The 17,901-nt window shown below is 49.0% G+C and carries 19 protein-coding genes; 11 read left to right on the top strand and 8 right to left on the bottom strand.

Annotated elements, in window-relative coordinates; genetic code table 11:
• Window positions 1–56 precede the first annotated feature (56 nt).
• The 4 genes from ACKFKH_RS29395 to ACKFKH_RS29380 form a co-directional block, all read right to left on the bottom strand.
• A complete protein-coding gene (locus ACKFKH_RS29395; protein ID WP_446861920.1) occupies window positions 57–671 on the bottom strand; it encodes a hypothetical protein in 615 nt (204 codons plus the stop codon).
• A gap of 48 nt (window positions 672–719) precedes the next feature.
• On the bottom strand, window positions 720–1,277 hold the full coding sequence (locus ACKFKH_RS29390; protein ID WP_446861919.1) for a hypothetical protein: 558 nt from the start codon (window positions 1,275–1,277) through the stop codon (window positions 720–722).
• A 203-nt stretch (window positions 1,278–1,480) separates the two neighbouring features.
• Entirely contained in the window at window positions 1,481–2,938 is a 1,458-nt protein-coding gene (gene glmM / locus ACKFKH_RS29385) for a phosphoglucosamine mutase (protein ID WP_446861918.1), read from the bottom strand.
• 63 nt (window positions 2,939–3,001) lie between these two features.
• On the bottom strand, window positions 3,002–3,301 hold the full coding sequence (locus tag ACKFKH_RS29380) for a DUF7734 family protein (RefSeq protein WP_446861917.1): 300 nt from the start codon (window positions 3,299–3,301) through the stop codon (window positions 3,002–3,004).
• A 212-nt stretch (window positions 3,302–3,513) separates the two neighbouring features.
• Here ACKFKH_RS29380 and ACKFKH_RS29375 point away from each other — a divergent pair, with 212 nt between their 5' ends.
• Entirely contained in the window at window positions 3,514–4,083 is a 570-nt protein-coding gene (locus ACKFKH_RS29375) for a hypothetical protein (protein WP_446861916.1), read from the top strand.
• 124 nt (window positions 4,084–4,207) lie between these two features.
• On the opposite strand, the gene ACKFKH_RS29370 is transcribed toward ACKFKH_RS29375, so the two are convergent.
• A complete protein-coding gene (locus tag ACKFKH_RS29370) occupies window positions 4,208–4,813 on the bottom strand; it encodes a DUF3177 family protein (RefSeq protein ID WP_446861915.1) in 606 nt (201 codons plus the stop codon).
• Between the two features lie 249 nt (window positions 4,814–5,062).
• On the bottom strand, window positions 5,063–5,284 hold the full coding sequence (locus ACKFKH_RS29365) for a CP12 domain-containing protein (RefSeq protein WP_446861914.1): 222 nt from the start codon (window positions 5,282–5,284) through the stop codon (window positions 5,063–5,065).
• Between the two features lie 438 nt (window positions 5,285–5,722).
• On the opposite strand from ACKFKH_RS29365, the gene ACKFKH_RS29360 reads away from it, so the two are divergent.
• The gene (locus ACKFKH_RS29360) at window positions 5,723–6,994 is read left to right on the top strand and encodes an FIST signal transduction protein (protein WP_446861913.1); all 1,272 of its coding nucleotides are present in this window, start codon (window positions 5,723–5,725) and stop codon (window positions 6,992–6,994) included.
• A gap of 115 nt (window positions 6,995–7,109) precedes the next feature.
• Window positions 7,110–7,748, top strand: coding sequence for a tRNA (guanosine(46)-N7)-methyltransferase TrmB (trmB, locus tag ACKFKH_RS29355; RefSeq protein ID WP_446861912.1), 639 nt, complete (start codon window positions 7,110–7,112; stop codon window positions 7,746–7,748).
• 82 nt (window positions 7,749–7,830) lie between these two features.
• On the opposite strand, the gene ACKFKH_RS29350 is transcribed toward trmB, so the two are convergent.
• Window positions 7,831–9,306: a dolichyl-phosphate-mannose--protein mannosyltransferase gene (locus ACKFKH_RS29350; protein ID WP_446861911.1), complete on the bottom strand. Its 1,476-nt coding sequence runs from the start codon at window positions 9,304–9,306 to the stop codon at window positions 7,831–7,833.
• A gap of 244 nt (window positions 9,307–9,550) precedes the next feature.
• Between ACKFKH_RS29350 and ACKFKH_RS29345 the strand changes: the two genes are divergently transcribed.
• The 7 genes from ACKFKH_RS29345 (at window position 9,551) to ACKFKH_RS29315 (ending at window position 15,154) form a co-directional block, all read left to right on the top strand.
• Window positions 9,551–10,366, top strand: a complete 816-nt coding sequence (locus ACKFKH_RS29345; RefSeq protein WP_446861910.1) for a response regulator — start codon at window positions 9,551–9,553, stop codon at window positions 10,364–10,366.
• 279 nt (window positions 10,367–10,645) lie between these two features.
• Window positions 10,646–10,897, top strand: coding sequence for a hypothetical protein (locus ACKFKH_RS29340; RefSeq protein WP_446861909.1), 252 nt, complete (start codon window positions 10,646–10,648; stop codon window positions 10,895–10,897).
• 225 nt (window positions 10,898–11,122) lie between these two features.
• On the top strand, window positions 11,123–12,610 hold the full coding sequence (gene argH / locus ACKFKH_RS29335; RefSeq protein WP_446861908.1) for an argininosuccinate lyase: 1,488 nt from the start codon (window positions 11,123–11,125) through the stop codon (window positions 12,608–12,610).
• A 15-nt stretch (window positions 12,611–12,625) separates the two neighbouring features.
• Window positions 12,626–13,084: a thioredoxin-dependent thiol peroxidase gene (gene bcp / locus ACKFKH_RS29330; protein ID WP_446861907.1), complete on the top strand. Its 459-nt coding sequence runs from the start codon at window positions 12,626–12,628 to the stop codon at window positions 13,082–13,084.
• 105 nt (window positions 13,085–13,189) lie between these two features.
• Window positions 13,190–13,645, top strand: coding sequence for an NUDIX hydrolase (locus tag ACKFKH_RS29325; RefSeq protein WP_446861906.1), 456 nt, complete (start codon window positions 13,190–13,192; stop codon window positions 13,643–13,645).
• Between the two features lie 230 nt (window positions 13,646–13,875).
• Window positions 13,876–14,748, top strand: a complete 873-nt coding sequence (locus ACKFKH_RS29320) for a nucleotidyltransferase domain-containing protein (protein ID WP_446861905.1) — start codon at window positions 13,876–13,878, stop codon at window positions 14,746–14,748.
• A gap of 193 nt (window positions 14,749–14,941) precedes the next feature.
• Window positions 14,942–15,154 carry a DUF6887 family protein gene (locus tag ACKFKH_RS29315; protein WP_446861904.1) on the top strand — a complete coding sequence of 71 codons (213 nt, stop codon included), beginning with the start codon at window positions 14,942–14,944 and terminating at the stop codon, window positions 15,152–15,154.
• A gap of 17 nt (window positions 15,155–15,171) precedes the next feature.
• Here the strand turns inward: ACKFKH_RS29315 and ACKFKH_RS29310 are convergent, their stop codons facing one another.
• The gene (locus ACKFKH_RS29310; protein WP_446861903.1) at window positions 15,172–15,966 is read right to left on the bottom strand and encodes a pantothenate kinase; all 795 of its coding nucleotides are present in this window, start codon (window positions 15,964–15,966) and stop codon (window positions 15,172–15,174) included.
• Window positions 15,967–16,120: 154 nt separating this feature from the next.
• On the opposite strand from ACKFKH_RS29310, the gene ACKFKH_RS29305 reads away from it, so the two are divergent.
• Window positions 16,121–17,863, top strand: a complete 1,743-nt coding sequence (locus ACKFKH_RS29305) for a diflavin flavoprotein (RefSeq protein WP_446861902.1) — start codon at window positions 16,121–16,123, stop codon at window positions 17,861–17,863.
• Window positions 17,864–17,901: the final 38 nt, after the last annotated feature.

Below are 17,901 nucleotides of genomic sequence, written 5' to 3'. Positions count from 1 at the left end.
GCCTATCTCAATAAGCAATTCTCACTCTAAGACTTACAAGACTGGGATGCACCCGATTAAGCGTCTCCATCTGACTGAGACAGCTTTACCGGAACATTCAGCTTCTTAGACAAGTTTCTCACGGTTTCAAAAAATTCGTCTGCCTTCCTAATCTGTTTTGAAACAGGCAAAATCATTCCTAGAACTGCAATAAAATAAGCTTTGATCTTTTCAGGTTTGCGGCGATAGGTGATTTTGATTTCGTCTTGTAAATCGTTGAAGTAGACGATCGCTAACTCTCTTCGAGCCTCTGGCAATTGTTCAACAGCTTCATACAAAACTTCTAACGACTTGATCACATCATGCAACTCGTAGATTGAGATGGGGCTGACTTCACTTTTAGCTGACGGTTGAGAGACAGAATTTATCGGAATAAAACTTTGACCTAACTCCGACATTTGCTCAAGTTCAGCTTTACCTTTTTCAGTTAAATAAGCTCGAACAATTTGAAATTCTCTCGTGTCATTGTCATAAACTCTGGCTGCTTTTAAGTAACCATCTTCTGCCATTGTGTCGAGATAATATCGGAGCATTTGCATTGATGAACCCAACGCTTGAGCAATACTATCGCCCGTAATATTGCCCTGGTCGATCGCTCGTAAAATCCGAAGTTGTCGCTCATTCAATGGCATGGATTGGTACTATTTGACAGGATGCTATTCTAGCCGAGTTTGTGAAAATTACTGCTTGATTGCGCCAGCGTTACAATCCCTCAGCCAAATTTGTACTGCCTGACCGATGATGCCCTGACTGCTTTCTCTCGGTGGCGTGATAGGTTCTCCGATGGGCGCTCTCGCAGAGATGTCTGAAGCAGACCGCGTACGGGTAAACATCAGTGCCAATCGCCAGCCGCTGGTCGTTTTTGCCAAAAATAACCAATGATGTTGCTGAAGGTTAAATGGTTTGCCTGCACTGTTTTGACGCTCCAATGTTGTGAGAAAAACTTGTTGGAGGTCAGAATCGGGCGGAATGTCAGTTCCAGGCTTTAAAGGCAACGGCGTGAATTCAGGTCTGCCTGCGGTCAGGACGAAATTCATCGAAGCGATCGCAGATCGTCGAGTCGATCGAGTTGCCACCCGATTAGCATACCCCGGCAAATCGCGCAGTAGAAGGGTGACCAGGGGTTCAACTTGAGCAGAACAGGCTTTTTTGGAGATGGGCTGTGAAGGGGTGGATAGCGTAAATTCTGGAGCGAACCCTAGAGAGAGGAGCGCGATCGCCACAATTTGTATCTTCATAAAGACGTTGCATCCACTACAAATTGAGTCAACAACCCCGATCCTCTCTCAAAAGTTCTGCACTGTCATTGAAGGTTTGCCCGCTGAAGGCGTATTCTAAACTCACTTGTCACTTGTCTTTGAGCGATCGTCCATACTCATCAATTAGCTTCTTGAGTTTTGCAAATGGACTCTTAAGCTCTGATGATAATCTGACTCACGCTCTATACCAGGTGCTGTTGAACTGTGCTGACCAGGTGATCTGTCCAATGGGTGGCTAGATCCAGGCTTTCTGCTTCTACCATGACTCGAATCACAGGCTCAGTTCCAGAAGCACGAACGAGGATGCGCCCCTGGTCGCCCATTGCGGTTTCTGCCTGCGCGATCGCCGTCACCAACGGATCACAGTCTTTCCAATTAATACGCCGATTGCGATCGACCACGCGCACATTTTTGAGAAGTTGGGGATAGGTCTGGAAGCTCTGATCCACCAGTTCTGAGAGAGAGCAGCCGACTTGTTGGACAAGAAACGCGACATGCAGCGCCGTCAACAATCCGTCACCACTAATACTGTAATGCGGGCAGAGAATGTGTCCTGACTGCTCACCCCCCAGTTTTGCTCCGTGGCGCACCATTTCTGCATGGACATACTGATCGCCCACCGCCGCCCGAATTAAGGTGCCCCCCTGCTTTTCCCAGGCCCGCTCAAACCCTAGATTAGACATTACGGTAGCCACGATCGTATTGCCAGGTAGCTGCTGAGATTGCAACAACTGTTGTCCCCAAAAATAGAGAATGTAGTCTCCATCGACGATTCTGCCCTGACTATCAACGGCGAGAACGCGATCAGCATCTCCATCAAAAGCAAATCCTAAATCCGCAGAGCTTTCTTGAACGGCTGCTTGTAATAGGGCTAAATGAGTCGAGCCACAGTTGACATTAATGCGATCGCCATCGGGACGATCGTGCAGACAGATTAACTCTGCACCCAGCGATCGAAACACATCTGCGGACAATCGAGTTGCTGATCCCCAGGCCAAATCCAAAACGATCCGCATTCCTGCAAAGGGTTGAGGCTGGTCAGTCATTAAGGGATTTTTTAACGCTTCTACATAGTGACTGAGCAGTTCTGGACGGTGAGAATGCTGTCCCCAACGGTGGTCAGTGGATGCGATAGCTGAACTTTGCCCCCGCAAACCCGCTTCGATCTGTTGTTGAAGTCTGGGAGCAAGCTTGGAGCCGTCTGGGTTAAAGAATTTGATGCCGTTGTCGGCTGGGGGATTGTGGCTAGCAGAAATCATCACCCCACCGATCGCGCCCACAGTATGCGCGAGATGAGCCACCGCAGGCGTTGGACATAGCCCCAGATCCCACACTTCGACCCCGGCGGCCGTCAGTCCGGCAGAGAGTGCCATCGCCAGCATATTGCTTGAATTGCGCGAATCTTGCCCCAAAATTACAGGTTGGGGACTCGTGGCGTTCGATCGCAAAACTTGACCCGCCCAAAAGCCCACCTGAAGCGCCAAAGGAGCCGTGAGCAGTTCTCCAGCGTGGCCGCGAATGCCATCGGTGCCAAACAAAGCCGAGTCAGGCAGCGAAACCGTCCCCCAGGGTTGCCCTAAATTTTGCTCAAAAGAACTTGTCAGACTGGAGGTTCCAGCCCTTGCAGGTGACGACACCATATAACACGACTCCTCACACAATATAGATCACAGTGGAGAATACCATTTCTCAGGAAGATCTCGTTAGAGTCCAACTGACGCAAGAATTTGCTGAAAGTTTTCCCAAGAAATTCCTTTCTCTATATATCGTGGATCATTCGGGTTATACGGACTCTGAAGGCGATCGATTGATAGAATCTTCACATTCTCTGGCAAAATTGGCACATCTGGATCAAACGCCGTCGGATTCATCAAAGAACTGGAAAAGCCTTTGAATATTGCAATTTCATCCAACTCTCCCTCGATCTCAGCCGAAACCAGCAGCACTTCTGTCGGACGCTTGAGGGTATATTGCTCCAAACGCTGCCCGATCGAACTTCCCATGTTTGCTCCAGTTGGTTTGCTTCTGGTTAGACTGCATCGTTCTTTAATCAAAGAATATTTAGCTGGTTGGCTAGAGAGAATGCAGGATTTTTGAAGAGTGCTGTCTATCGCGATCGCTCCTCAAAACAATTTGCTGACCCTGAAAATTTTCTACATGTTAGTACAATAATGGATTGGTGCGAGACTGCCCTTATCAACTCAGAGTTCAACCTATGGCAGACGACAACAAGGAAAAACAGCAGAGCGACAGCAGCAAAATTCAAGTTTCACTCGCTGTAATCGCTCTTTTAGGGACTCTCGGCACAGCGCTTGTAAGCAACTGGGATAAAATATTTTCAAAACCTGCTGCATCTCCTGCCCTGCAATCCGGTGTTTCTACGCCTAGTGTTGGGGCTTCTCCATCTGCTGCTTCCCAGATGAGTGGTCTTTTTGAGGTCGCAGCGGCAACCGCAGAAGGGGAATTGTTTTCTAACCCTTTGGATAAGAAAGTCAAGATTAAATTTCAGGCTGAAGGTTACTGGAGTGCGAATCCAGGGTGGAAGGAAAATAGCACCTCGCCTGAAGGATATGATGCAAAATTTGGTGGAGATGCTCTCTGTGATGCACGCGCTTCATCTTTAGTCATGAGAAATTCAGTCGGTGACTGCTTGTACATTGGTAAAGATGCAACTGTTAATGTAGCTCCAAAGGAGACGCTTCGTTTCTACATCAACGATGTCCGAGGAAATTATTCAGATAACAAAGGGTTCGTTAAAGTTAAGTGGTCTATTGAAGACCAATAGCTAACCTGACGATTAAATGTGTGTTAGACGATTGATCATTCGATCGCATCTGAGCGGATCAAAACGATCAGTTTGCCTTGGCCAGACCTGTAGAGTTGATGAATCGCAGCATTGGGTTATGCGCTCAGTTGCTCATTGCTGATCGCTTACGCTTGCCTACTCTAAAGAAGACAAAATAGCCCAGATAAAGCGTGTAGACAATTAGCCCAGCAATGCCCAAAAATCCAAGAAACCAGGGCTGAGTGCTGCTGTGAAAAAATTCTCTAAACGCCCAGGGTGGCTCTAACCACAGTCGGCAGGATGCGTCATTTTGCAGTTGAGTATTTGGTAAAGTGGCACACCGTAAAAAGGGCAACTGAGTGATCGCGCCCAACGCACAATAGACAGAAACACCCCATCGCCAGGAAGTGAGCGCCAGCTTAAGCGGATTTGAGGGTTGCTCCCGGATTTCTTCATTCAGATCGGCCCAGTACCAGAGAGCGATCGGAATCAAAATGCGAGCCAGCCAGCCCGAAATGAAGCCGATCGGCAGTGCCCCAATCAGTAAATACACGGTAATCGCCAACAAACTTGCGACGCGCCAATAAATAATCAACAATCGCTGCATCGCATCCGACTGTTTGGTAAAGGCCCAAATCAGCAGAATAAGCGGCACAATCACAGTAAACAGCACCGCCAGGCGGTAATCTGTCCAAACGAGCGGGGAGATCCAATCGGGTGCATCTGACATGGGGGTTCGCAATTAGCTTTTAGCGGTTGGCTTTGAGATGGACTTTACCATTTTGCCTCTATTATGTAGCCGATCGGACTGAAGCGAAAAGCAAATTACTAACGATCGCCATCAAAAATTGCCACTAAAAAACAAGCAACCAGGTCACAATAAAAGCTTCCAGTCACTTGTTTAGAGGAATATTTGATTTTGGAGGGGTCACTGTCTCAACGATCGCAATCAGGGCTGACCCCAAACGACTCAAGAAAATTAGTTGTCGTAAACGCGGCATTCTAGAGCGTCAGGATTGTCGTCGCAAAACTGCTCTAAAGAGTTTTTGGGTTTGACTTGACGTTGGTGCGAAGCTTCGGCTTGCAGTTCTTCAACGGCATCCCAGGCGGCAGCACACTCGCCAGAGTTAGAACCGCTCACGTCACAGACAGCACGAGCATTTTGCAGTTCTTCTTCAATTTGTTTTTTGATGTCGCTCATAGGTTTTGAATTTCGTCCTTTTTGAACGGTGAAACTGAGTTAGAGAGAGTAGATACAGCCCAACCTTAGCGGTGTGGCTGACCTTTATTCACTGTTTTAGTGATACAGGCGTTAGCAGATTTGACCTTGATCGATCGTAATCTCTTAAGGTTCGACCATCTGCAACTGACGCAACACTTTTTAGTCTTGGGGGTAGCTATCCGGGTTATGTTTCTATATCTTAACGTGTCTTGGTCAGAGGTTAAGTACGGAAAACCCGTCGAGATTCTACAGAAGGGAAGCTTGAGGGAATTGTTTCAAAGTTGTTGCAAAATATTGCGGGATGCGATCGCTTCCTTTGAAGTGAGCGGTTGGGTAGTGCGATCGAGACGACCCCTGACAAGTTTTCAGTAAACTGGGGATACCCGCATTTCAGCACGCTGCACAAGAGGAATCACTATGGTGGAATCAACAACCGACTCAATGAGGTGGGCCAGCGCCCTTTCCACCCGTCCTTCGTTGGAGGCGGCGATCGCTGAAGTGGTGGCTCAGGCCCAAGACCTGCTGCAAAGACCTGCGGATTTAGCATTTGTCTTCATCTCTTCTGCGTTTGCCAGCGAATATTCTCGACTGTTGCCTCTTCTAAGAAATCAGCTTCCTGATGTGTCGCTTATCGGCTGTAGTGGGGGTGGAATTGTCGGAGTCACTTCACGAGGCAAGGCGTTAGAGGTTGAGGGAGAACCTGCGCTGAGTCTGACGTTGGCCGCTTTACCCGGCGTTAAGGTCAAGACGTTTCATCTAGAGGCGGAGGAATTGCCCGACTTAGACAGTGCGCCGGATGCGTGGGCGGAGTTGTTGGGGGTTCCGCTATCCGACCAGCCGCATTTTGTGCTGTTAGCCGATCCCTTTTCTGCCAAGATTAACGACTTGCTGCAAGGGTTGGATTATGCCTATGCGGGGGCTTCAAAGGTTGGCGGGTTGGCGAGTTCGGGGGCGATCGGAGGCAACAGTGGCTTGTTTTGTGACGATCGCTTTTATCGAGAAGGTACGGTTGGGGTGGCGTTAAGCGGTAATTTGGTGTTGGAAACGATCGTTGCTCAAGGATGCCGTCCGATCGGAGATGTGTACTGGGTGACTGAGGGCGAACGGAACATCTTACTGGGCTTGCAGGAGCAGGATTGTTTGGATGATAATTCGCCGGACTGTGCGACGCAGCGATTGCCGCTAGAAGTTTTGCGAGATCTGATTCAAACTTTGAGTGAAGACGATCGGGAGTTAGCGCAGCATTCGCTATTTGTGGGCGTGGCGCAAAGTGAGTTTAAGCAAGATTTGGAGCAGGGAGACTTTTTGATTCGCAATTTGTTGGGAGTTGACCCGCGCGTGGGAGCAATTGCGATCGGCGATCGGATTCGTCCTGGTCAGCGGATTCAGTTTCATCTGCGAGATGCGGCGACTTCTGCTGACGATTTAGAAGTGTTGCTTCAGCGGTATCAAAAAGATGCGGGGGCGCGATCGTCGCCTGTGGGCGCTTTAATGTTCTCTTGTATGGGACGCGGTGAAGCACTGTATGGCGAACCCAATTTTGATTCCCAATTGTTCTGCGAATATCTCGACAACATTCCGCTAAGTGGCTTCTTTTGTAATGGAGAAATCGGCCCAGTCGGCAACAGCACCTTTCTACATGGCTATACGTCCGTGTTTGGAATTTGTCGGCAGAAGCGTGAGGAGTGAGGAGTGGGGAGTGGGAAGTGGGGAGTCGATCTTTCCAAACTTCTCAAACTCAGAATTCAACCCTCATCCCTCATCCCTCATCCCTTCTCCCTCATCCCTTATTCTGGAGGTTCCTTTGTCGATCGTTCGTGTGCGTGAACATGTCAATCCGCTAAGTCGCAAGTATCAGACTCCGATTCAGCCGCCCGATTGGGAGCAGGTGTATGCATTGAGCCAGCCGTTGCAGTTGGATATTGGCTGTGGGCGGGGGCGGTTTTTGCTCAAGATGGCCGAGTTGCAGCCTGACTGGAATTTTTTAGGACTGGAAATTCGAGAACCGTTGGTAGAACAGGCGATCGACCATCGCGACCAATTAGGCTTACAAAATTTGCACTATCTGTTTTGCAATGCCAACAATTCGCTACATCCTCTGTTGTCATCTCTAAAACCGGGAACGCTGCAACGAGTGTCGATTCAATTTCCTGACCCGTGGTTTAAGCGCAAGCACCAAAAGCGGCGAGTTGTCCAGCCAGAAGTCGTGGAGGAAGTGGCTAAATATCTGTGTCCAGGTGGGATGGTGTTTGTGCAGTCGGATGTGGAAGAAGTGGCGATCGAGATGGTCGATCGATTTGCTGACCATCCGGCTTTCGTTCGTCAAGACACGAGTTGGCTGCCCAAAAATCCGATGGCCGTCCCCACTGAGCGCGAGTCTTCCACTTTAGAGCGAGGAGAACCCGTGTATCGATCGGTGTTCTTCAAAAAAGACGAAGGGTAGATTTTTCATCCCTCCTCCCTCCTCGCAAAGCAGATTACCCCCCAAAGGGGGAACAGATCATCGCAGTTCTCCCTCATCCCTTCTAGACCCAACTCGGAAACCACATTCGCAGCTTGTATTGCCACTCCATTAAGGGAAGTCCGAGGTAGATGGGCATCCAAAAAATGAAGGCGACGAGGATTAGCCCGATCGTCCAAATTGCCAAACTGCGACGACGAGGAATTGCGCTGCGGAGCCAGCGATCGACCAGCCAGGCCAGCCCCATTGATGCAAACACCGCCGCTCCCATGTAGTGATACAAAAAGATACAGCGCGTCACTCTCACCCAGGGCAGCAAATTAGCCGCATAGTTGACCAGCAGATACAAAACGATCCAGAGTTCGTTAGGGGCGATAAAACCGCTGCGTGTGGGGGTAAAAAGGCTGTTGAAGTTTTCAATCAGGGCCCAGATGAGAAGCACGATCGCCGCCGACGAAAACCACCACAAAAAAGGATTTCCCATCGCGTGAACGTCATAGATCACACTGCCTGACCCGATCGGGGTCGCCGCTCCACTTGTGGGAATGGGGGCCTGCAAGCTATTGGTGACTTGATAAAAATAAGCCACCGGACGAATCATAAAAATCCAACTCAGCCAGGTCGAGCAATAGGGATGCACGGTCGCCCCACTGCCCACTCGTTCGTGATAACTGAGAATCTGCTGCTGTAGCTGCCAAAAACCAGCGTCAGGGTTAAGTCGGAGATGCGGAATCCAGATCAGCCAGTAGAAGATCGCGGGAACGATCGCCAGCATTGCCCCCAAAGAAATCGGATTGAACTGAGTCAGACGATCGAGCGGCGTTTCGGTAAAACTATCGGACATGTGAGACGGCCGCTTGCGGGTTAGTCGAAATTGCAGCAAAAGTCTCACCAGCCGAATGCTCCAAGCGACAAACCACAGCAGATACGCCCCCAAGAGAAACCACAGCCCATTCCACTTGATCGAGGCCGCTGCCCCAAACCAGATGCCCGCCACGCCCATCCACCACAGCCATTTCTGACTTCGCAGCGCCATCAAAAAAAACAACTGTCCCAACAGCCCAAATATCACCAAGTAGACATTGTTCAACGCATAGCGAGACTCAACCAAAAACAAGCCGTCCGCCGCCGCAAACAATCCCGCAATTAGGGCAAAACTGCGTCTGAGACTGAGTTGATAGGCGATCGCCGCCACTACGAGCGGAATCAACGATCCTGTTAGCGCATTCAGCCAGCGATAGCTCCAGGTAGACAACGCCGAACCCGCCAGCGAATTGACCGCATCACGCCCGATCGGAAGCTGATTGCCAATCCAAATGCCAATGGCGATCAAATACTTACTCAACGGCGGATGCCCATCAAAAAAAGGAGTCTGCGTCAAATAGTTGTGGGCAAATTTAACGTAGTAAACCTCATCAAACACAAAGGTGTTAAACCGTCCCAGTCCCCAAAATCGCAGGCCCAACGATCCCAAAAACAAACCCAGCAAGCCCAGTCGCCACCACCAAACAGGTTTTTCAATAGGCTTTGATACACTCATTCATCTTGACCTCAGCCGCTACCAACCTCTCAGCATACGGTAGGAAGTAAAGTGTGAAGCGTCGGAAATTCGTAGGTTCTTAATCAAAAACTCATAAATCTTCCTGAATAGGGAACCCAGTGCTTCATAATCCGTCATCACAAAAAGTGATTTCAACTGATGATGTAAAGGTGTTCGCTGTAAAAGGACTCAGCTAGTTCGAGTTCAGAAATCCCCCGGCTGTTCATCGATCGGAGCTTACCCCATGATTCGTGTATTACTCGTTGACGACCAAAACCTCATTCGTGAGGGCTTAAAAGCCTTGCTAGAACAAGAGCACGACTTAGAAGTGGTCGGAGACGCAAACACCGGAAAAAGCGCCATTCAACAAGTCGAAGCCCTTAAACCTGATGTGGTTTTGATTGACCTCTGTGTTCCTAGAATCGATGGGATCGCTACCACTCAGACGATCTGTGAGCGCTTTCCTAACACTCAGGTTTTGGTTTTGACGACTTTGGATGACGAAGAATCGGTTGCCAATGCGCTCAAGGTTGGCGCGACGGGCTATCTTCTCAAAGATTTGTCTCCTGATGAGTTGGTGGGTGCAGTTCGCAATGTCCACAAAGGCTACACTCAATTGAGTCCGGGGCTTCTACCCAAGATTCTCTCTAGAGTTGATGCTAGAGGTGAGGGTGTGACTTCGGTGCGATCTGCTTCAGCAGATATCTCTACGAGATCGGTTTCGGCAGATAACTCTATGCGATCGACTTCAGCAGAGGTCGCTTTGAAATCGGCTCCTCCTACCAATAAAGTCCTGACCTTTTCTGCCCAACGTCGGTCTTTTCAAGCTTCTCGGAGTGATTCCACGCTGCCCCCCGGCTTCACCAAACTCACAACACGAGAACGCCAGGTTTTGAGACTGATTGCGGCTGGCTCTAGCAATCGAGAAATTTCACAATCCCTAGCCATTTCTGAGGGAACGGTGAAAAATCATGTTGCCAGCATTCTAGGGCGACTCAATCTGCGCGATCGCACTCAGGCAGCGATTATTGCCAACTCGGTCATGCCACTCCTCAGTTAGGGTTAGTTCGATAAAGTTTGGCTTCGTTATTGACGGCTTCTGCCCCTCAAGCTGTCAATCCTAGGGGACTTTTAGACAAGATTTCTCGTTCAAAGTCCTTCATCTTGGGAGCAACCCGGATCGGTAACCGAGCCAAAGGGTTTCATCGAACTCAGTAGGGTGCGGGGCGTGGATAAAGCGGGTTACATTCGCCAATTCATGCCCCATTTCTCGATTCTGTGGTAGAAGGTTCCTCAAAAGCAAATAAAATAGCAAACGCTGCTTGAGGAGATTTACAGAATGATCATTCACATGGTTCAAGAGTTGACCAGTCTGGGGGCGATCGCGGGTCATTGGGGAGATGTCTTACAAACGCTGCACTGGCCCCTGCCTGACGATTGGATGGTGCTGGCTCAACAATTTAAGGAACCCGATTTTGCAGGAGACATCGGCAAGGCCTGGGCCCACTTTGTCAAAACCGGACAGGTGTGGGCCTTCTTGATTGGGCTGGTGATCGGTTACATGGTAAAAACCTTTACGACCTACGGCTAAGACCAAAAAGACTGAGGACGTTAGACCAAAGACCAAAGACCAAAGGCTCCAAATCTGATTCTGTCCAGAGTCCAGAGTCCAGAGTCCTAAGTCCCAAATCCGTAAACTTTTTCCTGGAGTGTCTTCAACGACGTAAGACAGAGGACAGACTAACGTAGAAACCTTTTCTGTTCCTCTGCTATAGTCAAATGTCTATCACTCATCCGCATTCTGGAGAAGATTCTCTTGAATCAAGAACCCTCTGCGCCACAAACCTGGAGTCAGCGATTCGAATCAGCCTTGCATCCGGCGATCGCTGAGTTTAACGCCAGCATTCACTTCGATGTCGAACTGATTGAATATGATCTGACTGGCTCACAGGCCCACGCTGAAATGTTGGCCAAAACGGGCATTATTTCCTCTGAAGAAGGCACCCAGCTAGTCGAAGGTCTGGAGCAAATTCGCCAGGAATATCGGCAGGGAGCGTTTTCACCCGGAACGGAGGCTGAGGATGTTCATTTTGCGGTAGAGCGGCGGTTGACAGAGCTGGTCGGCGATGTCGGTAAAAAACTGCACACGGCGCGATCGCGCAATGATCAAGTCGGCACCGATACTCGGCTCTATCTGCGAGATCAGATTCAACAAATCCGTCAGCAGCTTCGGCAGTTTCAGCAAGTCCTGCTGGATTTGGCGGCCCAACATGTGAGAACGCTGATTCCTGGATACACCCATCTACAACGGGCCCAGCCGATCAGTCTGGCACACCATTTGCTGGCTTATTTTGAGATGACTCAGCGAGATTGGCAGCGGTTGGGTGAGATTTATCAGCGTGTGAATGTTTCACCACTCGGATCGGGAGCCTTGGCCGGGACGACCTTTCCCATCGATCGCCACTTCACCGCAGAGCGATTAGACTTCACGGGCGTGTATGCAAATAGTCTGGATGGAGTGAGCGATCGAGACTTTGCGATCGAGTTTATTTGTGCTGCCAGTCTGATCATGGTTCATCTCAGCCGTTTGTCTGAAGAAGTGATTCTTTGGGCTTCGCAAGAGTTTAGCTTTGTGACGCTGACTGACAGTTGTGCGACGGGTTCGAGCATTATGCCGCAGAAAAAGAATCCGGACGTTCCGGAGCTGGTGCGCGGCAAGTCGGGGCGAGTCTTTGGGCATTTGCAAGCGATGTTAGTTTTGATGAAAGGGCTGCCTCTGGCCTACAACAAGGATTTGCAGGAAGACAAAGAAGCGCTGTTTGATACCGTCAAAACGGTGAAAGCCTGTCTGCAAGCGATGACGATTTTGTTTGAGGAAGGGTTGGAGTTTCGCGTCGATCGTCTCACCGCAGCCGTCAACGAAGATTTTTCTAACGCCACCGATGTCGCAGACTATCTCGCCTCCAAAGGTGTGCCATTCCGCGAAGCCTACAATCTGGTGGGCAAGGTTGTCAAAACCTGTCTCGCGTCCAATAAATTGCTTAAAGATTTGTCGATCGAAGAATGGCAAGATCTGCACCCTGCTTTTGAGGAAGATATCTACGGAGCGATCGCACCGGAACAGGTCGTTTCTGCCCGCAATAGCTACGGAGGCACTGGCTTTGATCAAGTTGAGAAGGCGCTAGAAGCCGCCAAAAAAACGGTGAAAAACGGCAAGAACCAAGAAGGGAAGGACAAAAAGGCAAAAGACGAAAAGGCAAAGGACGAAAAGGCAAAGCACAAGAAGTCTAAAAACAAAAAATAATCCAACTTTCTCCTTATGCCCCTAAAAATTGGCGACCTTGCCCCCGACTTCCAGCTTCCTGACACTCAAGGCAATCTCATTCAGTTGTCCAAATTCAAAGGTCAGCGAGTGATTTTGTACTTTTATCCGCGTGACAACACGCCCGGTTGCACCAAAGAAGCCTGTAGCTTTCGAGATGCTTACGCAGAGTATCAGGCTCAAGACGTAGTGGTGTTGGGGGTTAGCACCGATGATGCAAAATCTCATCAAAAATTTGTGACTAAGTACGTGCTTCCATTTCCTCTACTCTGTGACGAGGGTGGAAAAGTGGCTGCTGAGTACGATAGTTACGGATTAAAGAAATTTATGGGGAAGGAATACATGGGCATCAGTAGAAATACTTTTGTCATCAGCCCAGATGCTAGGATCGAGAAAATTTACACGAAGGTCAAACCAGAACATCACGCGGCACAAATTCTGACTGACTTAGCGTAGCCCTAGACTATTTCCAGGATGCCTTTACCCTTAGATTCACATTCTGTATTTAGAGAAAGACGGTTGCTCTGTGTGCCTGTCCCATTTGCTATAGCGTTTTAACTCATGCGTCGGTCGTGGCATTTTATTCAAACTGTAATTGGGATTATTTTTCGCCATCCCATCACAGGCACCAGCATTATTCCCCTTTTGCCGGATGGTCGGATCGTTTTGATTCGTCGTCGAGACAACGGTTTGTGGGGTTTGCCAGGGGGCATGGTCGATTGGGGTGAAGATATCCCGACGGCGATCCGACGAGAATTGTCTGAAGAAACCGGGTTAGAAGTAGACAAGATTCGCCGATTGGTGGGGGTTTATTCGTCGCCCGATCGCGATCCGAGAATTCACTCAATCTGTGTCGTGGTCGAAGTTGAGGTGCGCGGAGAAATAGGAATCAAGGATACGATCGAGGTCTTAGATGTGCAGGCCTTCGATGCCAATTCGCTCCCTGAAGGTCGGCTATCTCACGATCATCACCAACAGCTACAAGATTATTTCAAAGGATTGACAACGCTGGACTGAGTAAAGCCTGTGTGAAAGCAGATAGTAGTGATGATTCGAGTGAAGAGTGAGCAGCAGATTTTGCAGGAAGGATTACAAGTTCTCTTATCAAAGATGAAGCAATCTGAAGTCGCTCGATTTTGCGCGGCCTGCAATCTGGGAGGGGGTGACTACCTCAAATTGAAGGATGAACTTTTTGCACAAGAATCAGTCGATAGTTTGTATTCTAAAGTTTTAGATTTTCAGTCGATATGAGTCAGCAATTGCCTCAGTTTGTTCACCAAGTTGTTAGTCGTTTGCAAACAGTTCAGGGGGTTGCAGCGATCGCTCTAGGTGGCTCAAGAGCAAGAGGGAGCCACACGCAAAAGTCGGATGTGGATTTGGGAATCTACTACTCGCCTGAAAACCCACTTGACCTGATTGCACTCAATCACCTTGCCTCTGAACTTGATGATAGCCATCGCGCAAATTTAGTCACCCCAATTGGTGAGTGGGGAAGATGGATCAATGGAGGTGGTTGGCTACAGATAGAAGGTGTACCTGTAGACTTTCTCTATCGTGATTTAGATCAGGTTAGTCGTGTTATTGATGATTGTCATGCAGGACAGATTACGATCGATTACCAACCAGGACATCCACATGGTTTTGTATCCTCTATCTATATGGGTGAAGTTGCTATTTGTCTATCACTTCACGATCCATATGAATATCTAAAAGGGTTAAAGGCTAAGACAGCCCCCTATCCGATTCAGCTTAAACAAGCAACGATTAATAGGTTTGCCTGGGAAATTAGTTTTTCATTGGCAATTGCGGAAAAGGCAGTTACACGCAACGATATTGTTTATGCAGCAGGGTGCTGTTTTCGTAGCGTGGCTTGCATGAATCAGGTATTATTTGCACTCAATGAAGAGTACCTGTTGAATGAGAAAGGTGCAGTAGCAATTGCCAACAGCTTTGCGCTCTGTCCACAAAACTATCGGGAACGAGTTGAGTCAGCGTTTACTTTATCATCGGCTGATGCAAAGTTAATTATGGAAGCGATCGCAATTCTTGAAGAAGTTGAGCAAGACTTGAGTCAATGGTATGGCGATCGTCGGTTAGTCGTAGAAAGACTGAAGAGGTAACAGGGCTGCATAACAATTCAAAGATCTTTTAGAAATGCTGCAAGATGCGATTCAAGGTTGGCTAGAAGTTGCCACTGAGCGAGAGAGCCTTGGGAGCGATCGCATTCTTGGGATATGGTAGTGACTCGCTATCACAGAAAGTGTATGCCCCCAGAAATTCTGATTTTTTCAGATGGTCAATGGAGGTTCAACGATGACGAAGCCTGACTTTAGCAAAATGAATCGTCAAGAATTGAGAGCTTATGTATTGGCTCATCGGGAAGATGATGATGCGATCGAAGCCCTAATCAACCGAGGAAATCCCACCAGTCCCAAGTATCCATTTCCACAAAGTAATGAAGATCTCAAAGAGATGGAAGAGATCCTCAAAAGAAAGCTGAGTACCAATGGAGATGTGACACACTAGCGAGATCTGAACAGAAGCTAACGGCTCAAAACTTGTCTGACCGATCGCACTCCCCAAAACAATAAATTTGGCTCTAATAGAATGCAATTGCTCATCTTAGGGAACCGTTGCTCAAGGTAGTGATGTAATCGGGCACTGTCTCCTCCCGTCAACACCAAAGCGCTATTAGGAAACTGTTGCTGCCAGTCTTCAATAAAGTCGCGAATGGTGGATATTAGCGAATAAACAATTCCGCTTTGGATGGCGGCGATCGTTCCCGTTGCCCAGCGAGACGGCAGATCTGTTAAGGTTTTGGTTTCAATTAGAGGAAGTGCTGCGGTTGCCTGGTGAACCGCCCGAAACTGTAGCTGCAACCCTGGGAGAATTGCGCCTCCAATGAATTCTCGTTGCTCATTTGCCCCAGTGAACGTTAATGCAGTGCCGCCATCGATGACTAAAACTGGACTTTTATATAAATCGCTGGCCCCCCAAATTGCCAAGGTACGATCGAGTCCCAAGGTTGAATAAGCGTTTTGAAGGGAAATTTGATCGGGAGCGATCGTTCTCACCTGAGAATAGATTTGCCAAAGGGCAGTCTGTTGTGGCACGACCGAAGCGATCCAGAGTTCGGGTGACGACGGTAGGCTGATAGGAGCAAGTTGGCATTTTGCAAAATCGAATGAGGTGTGAATTAAGTTCTCAACGATCGACTCCGATAAATACGATGTATCCCAGGATTGTTGTAGATTGTCATCTATGAACCAACCCCAATGCAGCCGAGAATTGCCGATAATTAAGGCTAACCAGTGCTGATTCGTCGGTTTCTCGCTCATTGCATCCAGCTTAACGATTGGAAAACGATTTATAGATAAGTTTCGCTGATAAGTAGCTTTGCCTATCGGAACTTTACAAAGACGCAATTCTCAAGCGAAGATTAAGATTGAAGAGAAACATAAGTTTACAAACTTTATTGGTACGGAGGCAGTTATGGTCGCCCTTTCAGATCGCACAAGCGCCAGCCGCAGTCAAACTCGACTCACGATCCAAACCGCCGATATCGCGCCTGATACGACAGTCATCCGATCTCTGGATTGGGATCGCGATCGCTTCGACATCGAATTTGCGCTGCAAAACGGCACCACCTACAACTCCTTTTTGATTCGAGGCGAGAAGATTGCCCTGGTCGATACCTCCCACGAAAAGTTTCGCGACCTTTATCTCGATACATTAACAGGGCTGATTAATCCCGCAGACATCGACTATCTGATCATCAGCCATACCGAACCCGATCACAGCGGACTGGTCAAAGACGTTTTGGCACTTAATCCAAATATTACGATCGTCGCTGCCAAAGTTGCGATTCAGTTTCTCGAAGGCTTTGTGCATCAGCCCTTTGGGCGGCAAATGGTCAAGAGTGGCGATCGCCTCGATCTGGGTAACGGTCACACGCTGGAATTCGTTCAGGCTCCCAATCTACACTGGCCTGACACCATTTTTACCTTTGACCACAGTACCCAGGTTCTCTACACCTGCGACGCTTTTGGAATGCACTTTTGTGACGATCACACCTACGACGAAGATCTAGATCTGATCGAAGAAGAATTTCGCTATTACTATGACTGCCTGATGGGGCCCAATGCTCGATCGGTTCTCTCAGCTATCAAACGCATGGATGGTTTGCCCGAAATCATGACGATCGCCACAGGTCACGGGCCATTACTTCGCCATAACCTGCAAGATTTGGTGGGACGCTATCGCGAGTGGAGTCAGGCTCAAGCTAAGGCAGTGACCACGGTTGGAGTCTTCTACGTGGGGGATTATGGGTATAGCGATCCGCTCGCTCAAGCGATTTCTAACGGCATTACCAAAACGGGTGTCGCGGTTGAAATGATGGACTTACGCACCTCTGAGCCGCAGGATGTGAGGGAATTAGTTGAGTTGGTGAGCGGTGTTGTGATTGGGATGCCGCCTCAATCGGGTGAATTTGCCGCCAATGCCAGTGCAGCCTTGGGGACAATTTTGGCAGCGACTAACTCCAAGCAGTCGGTGGGCTTGTTTGAAGCAGGCGGCGGAGATGATGAGTCTGTTTATCCCCTGCGAAATCGCTTTCAGGAAATTGGCTTGACGGAAGCATTCTCACCGATTCAGATTAAAGAACCGCCGACCGATGCCACTTATCAACTCTGCGACGAAGCAGGCATCGACATGGGACAATGGCTGACCCGCGATCGCACCGTCAAACAAATGAAGTCGCTGGATGGTGAATTGGACAAAGCCCTGGGTCGCTTAAGTGGCGGTCTCTACATCATCACGGCTCAGAAGGGCGACATCTCCAGTGCAATGCTGGCTTCCTGGGTATCTCAGGCTAGTTTTGAGCCGTTGGGCATCACCATTGCTGTCGCCAAAGATCGGGCGATCGAGTCCTTCATGCACTTGGGCGATCGCTTTGTCCTCAATGTTCTCGAAGAAGACAACTATCAAGCGTTGATGCGCCACTTCTTGAAACGGTTTGCGCCGGGTGCCGATCGGTTTGCTGAGGTGAAGACCTATCCCGCGACGAATGGTTCTCCAATTTTGGCGGATGCGCTGGCCTACATCGAGTGTGAAGTCGTCAGCCGCATGGACTGCACCGATCACTGGATCGTCTACAGCACGATTCACACCGGCCGAGTCTCCAAAGCAGACGCACTGACTGCCGTTCACCATCGCAAAGTGGGCAACCACTATTAAGGGAGGAGGGAGGAGGTCTGAGGGATGAAAGGGGTTTG

The sequence above is a fragment of the Phormidesmis sp. 146-20 genome, assembly GCF_052939475.1.
This window is presented reverse-complemented; position numbering and strand designations above follow the sequence as displayed.

Excerpts from the sequence above, each read along its gene's own strand:
- ACKFKH_RS29395 (WP_446861920.1), bottom strand. The coding sequence starts at position 671 with ATGCCATTGAATGAGCGACAACTTCGGATTTTACGAGCGATCGACCAG.
- ACKFKH_RS29390 (WP_446861919.1), bottom strand. The coding sequence starts at position 1,277 with ATGAAGATACAAATTGTGGCGATCGCGCTCCTCTCTCTAGGGTTCGCT.
- glmM (WP_446861918.1), bottom strand. The coding sequence starts at position 2,938 with ATGGTGTCGTCACCTGCAAGGGCTGGAACCTCCAGTCTGACAAGTTCT.
- ACKFKH_RS29380 (WP_446861917.1), bottom strand. The coding sequence starts at position 3,301 with ATGGGAAGTTCGATCGGGCAGCGTTTGGAGCAATATACCCTCAAGCGT.
- ACKFKH_RS29375 (WP_446861916.1), top strand. The coding sequence starts at position 3,514 with ATGGCAGACGACAACAAGGAAAAACAGCAGAGCGACAGCAGCAAAATT.
- ACKFKH_RS29370 (WP_446861915.1), bottom strand. The coding sequence starts at position 4,813 with ATGTCAGATGCACCCGATTGGATCTCCCCGCTCGTTTGGACAGATTAC.
- ACKFKH_RS29365 (WP_446861914.1), bottom strand. The coding sequence starts at position 5,284 with ATGAGCGACATCAAAAAACAAATTGAAGAAGAACTGCAAAATGCTCGT.
- ACKFKH_RS29360 (WP_446861913.1), top strand. The coding sequence starts at position 5,723 with ATGGTGGAATCAACAACCGACTCAATGAGGTGGGCCAGCGCCCTTTCC.
- ACKFKH_RS29350 (WP_446861911.1), bottom strand. The coding sequence starts at position 9,306 with ATGAGTGTATCAAAGCCTATTGAAAAACCTGTTTGGTGGTGGCGACTG.
- ACKFKH_RS29345 (WP_446861910.1), top strand. The coding sequence starts at position 9,551 with ATGATTCGTGTATTACTCGTTGACGACCAAAACCTCATTCGTGAGGGC.
- ACKFKH_RS29340 (WP_446861909.1), top strand. The coding sequence starts at position 10,646 with ATGATCATTCACATGGTTCAAGAGTTGACCAGTCTGGGGGCGATCGCG.
- bcp (WP_446861907.1), top strand. The coding sequence starts at position 12,626 with ATGCCCCTAAAAATTGGCGACCTTGCCCCCGACTTCCAGCTTCCTGAC.
- ACKFKH_RS29325 (WP_446861906.1), top strand. The coding sequence starts at position 13,190 with ATGCGTCGGTCGTGGCATTTTATTCAAACTGTAATTGGGATTATTTTT.
- ACKFKH_RS29320 (WP_446861905.1), top strand. The coding sequence starts at position 13,876 with ATGAGTCAGCAATTGCCTCAGTTTGTTCACCAAGTTGTTAGTCGTTTG.
- ACKFKH_RS29315 (WP_446861904.1), top strand. The coding sequence starts at position 14,942 with ATGACGAAGCCTGACTTTAGCAAAATGAATCGTCAAGAATTGAGAGCT.
- ACKFKH_RS29310 (WP_446861903.1), bottom strand. The coding sequence starts at position 15,966 with ATGAGCGAGAAACCGACGAATCAGCACTGGTTAGCCTTAATTATCGGC.
- ACKFKH_RS29305 (WP_446861902.1), top strand. The coding sequence starts at position 16,121 with ATGGTCGCCCTTTCAGATCGCACAAGCGCCAGCCGCAGTCAAACTCGA.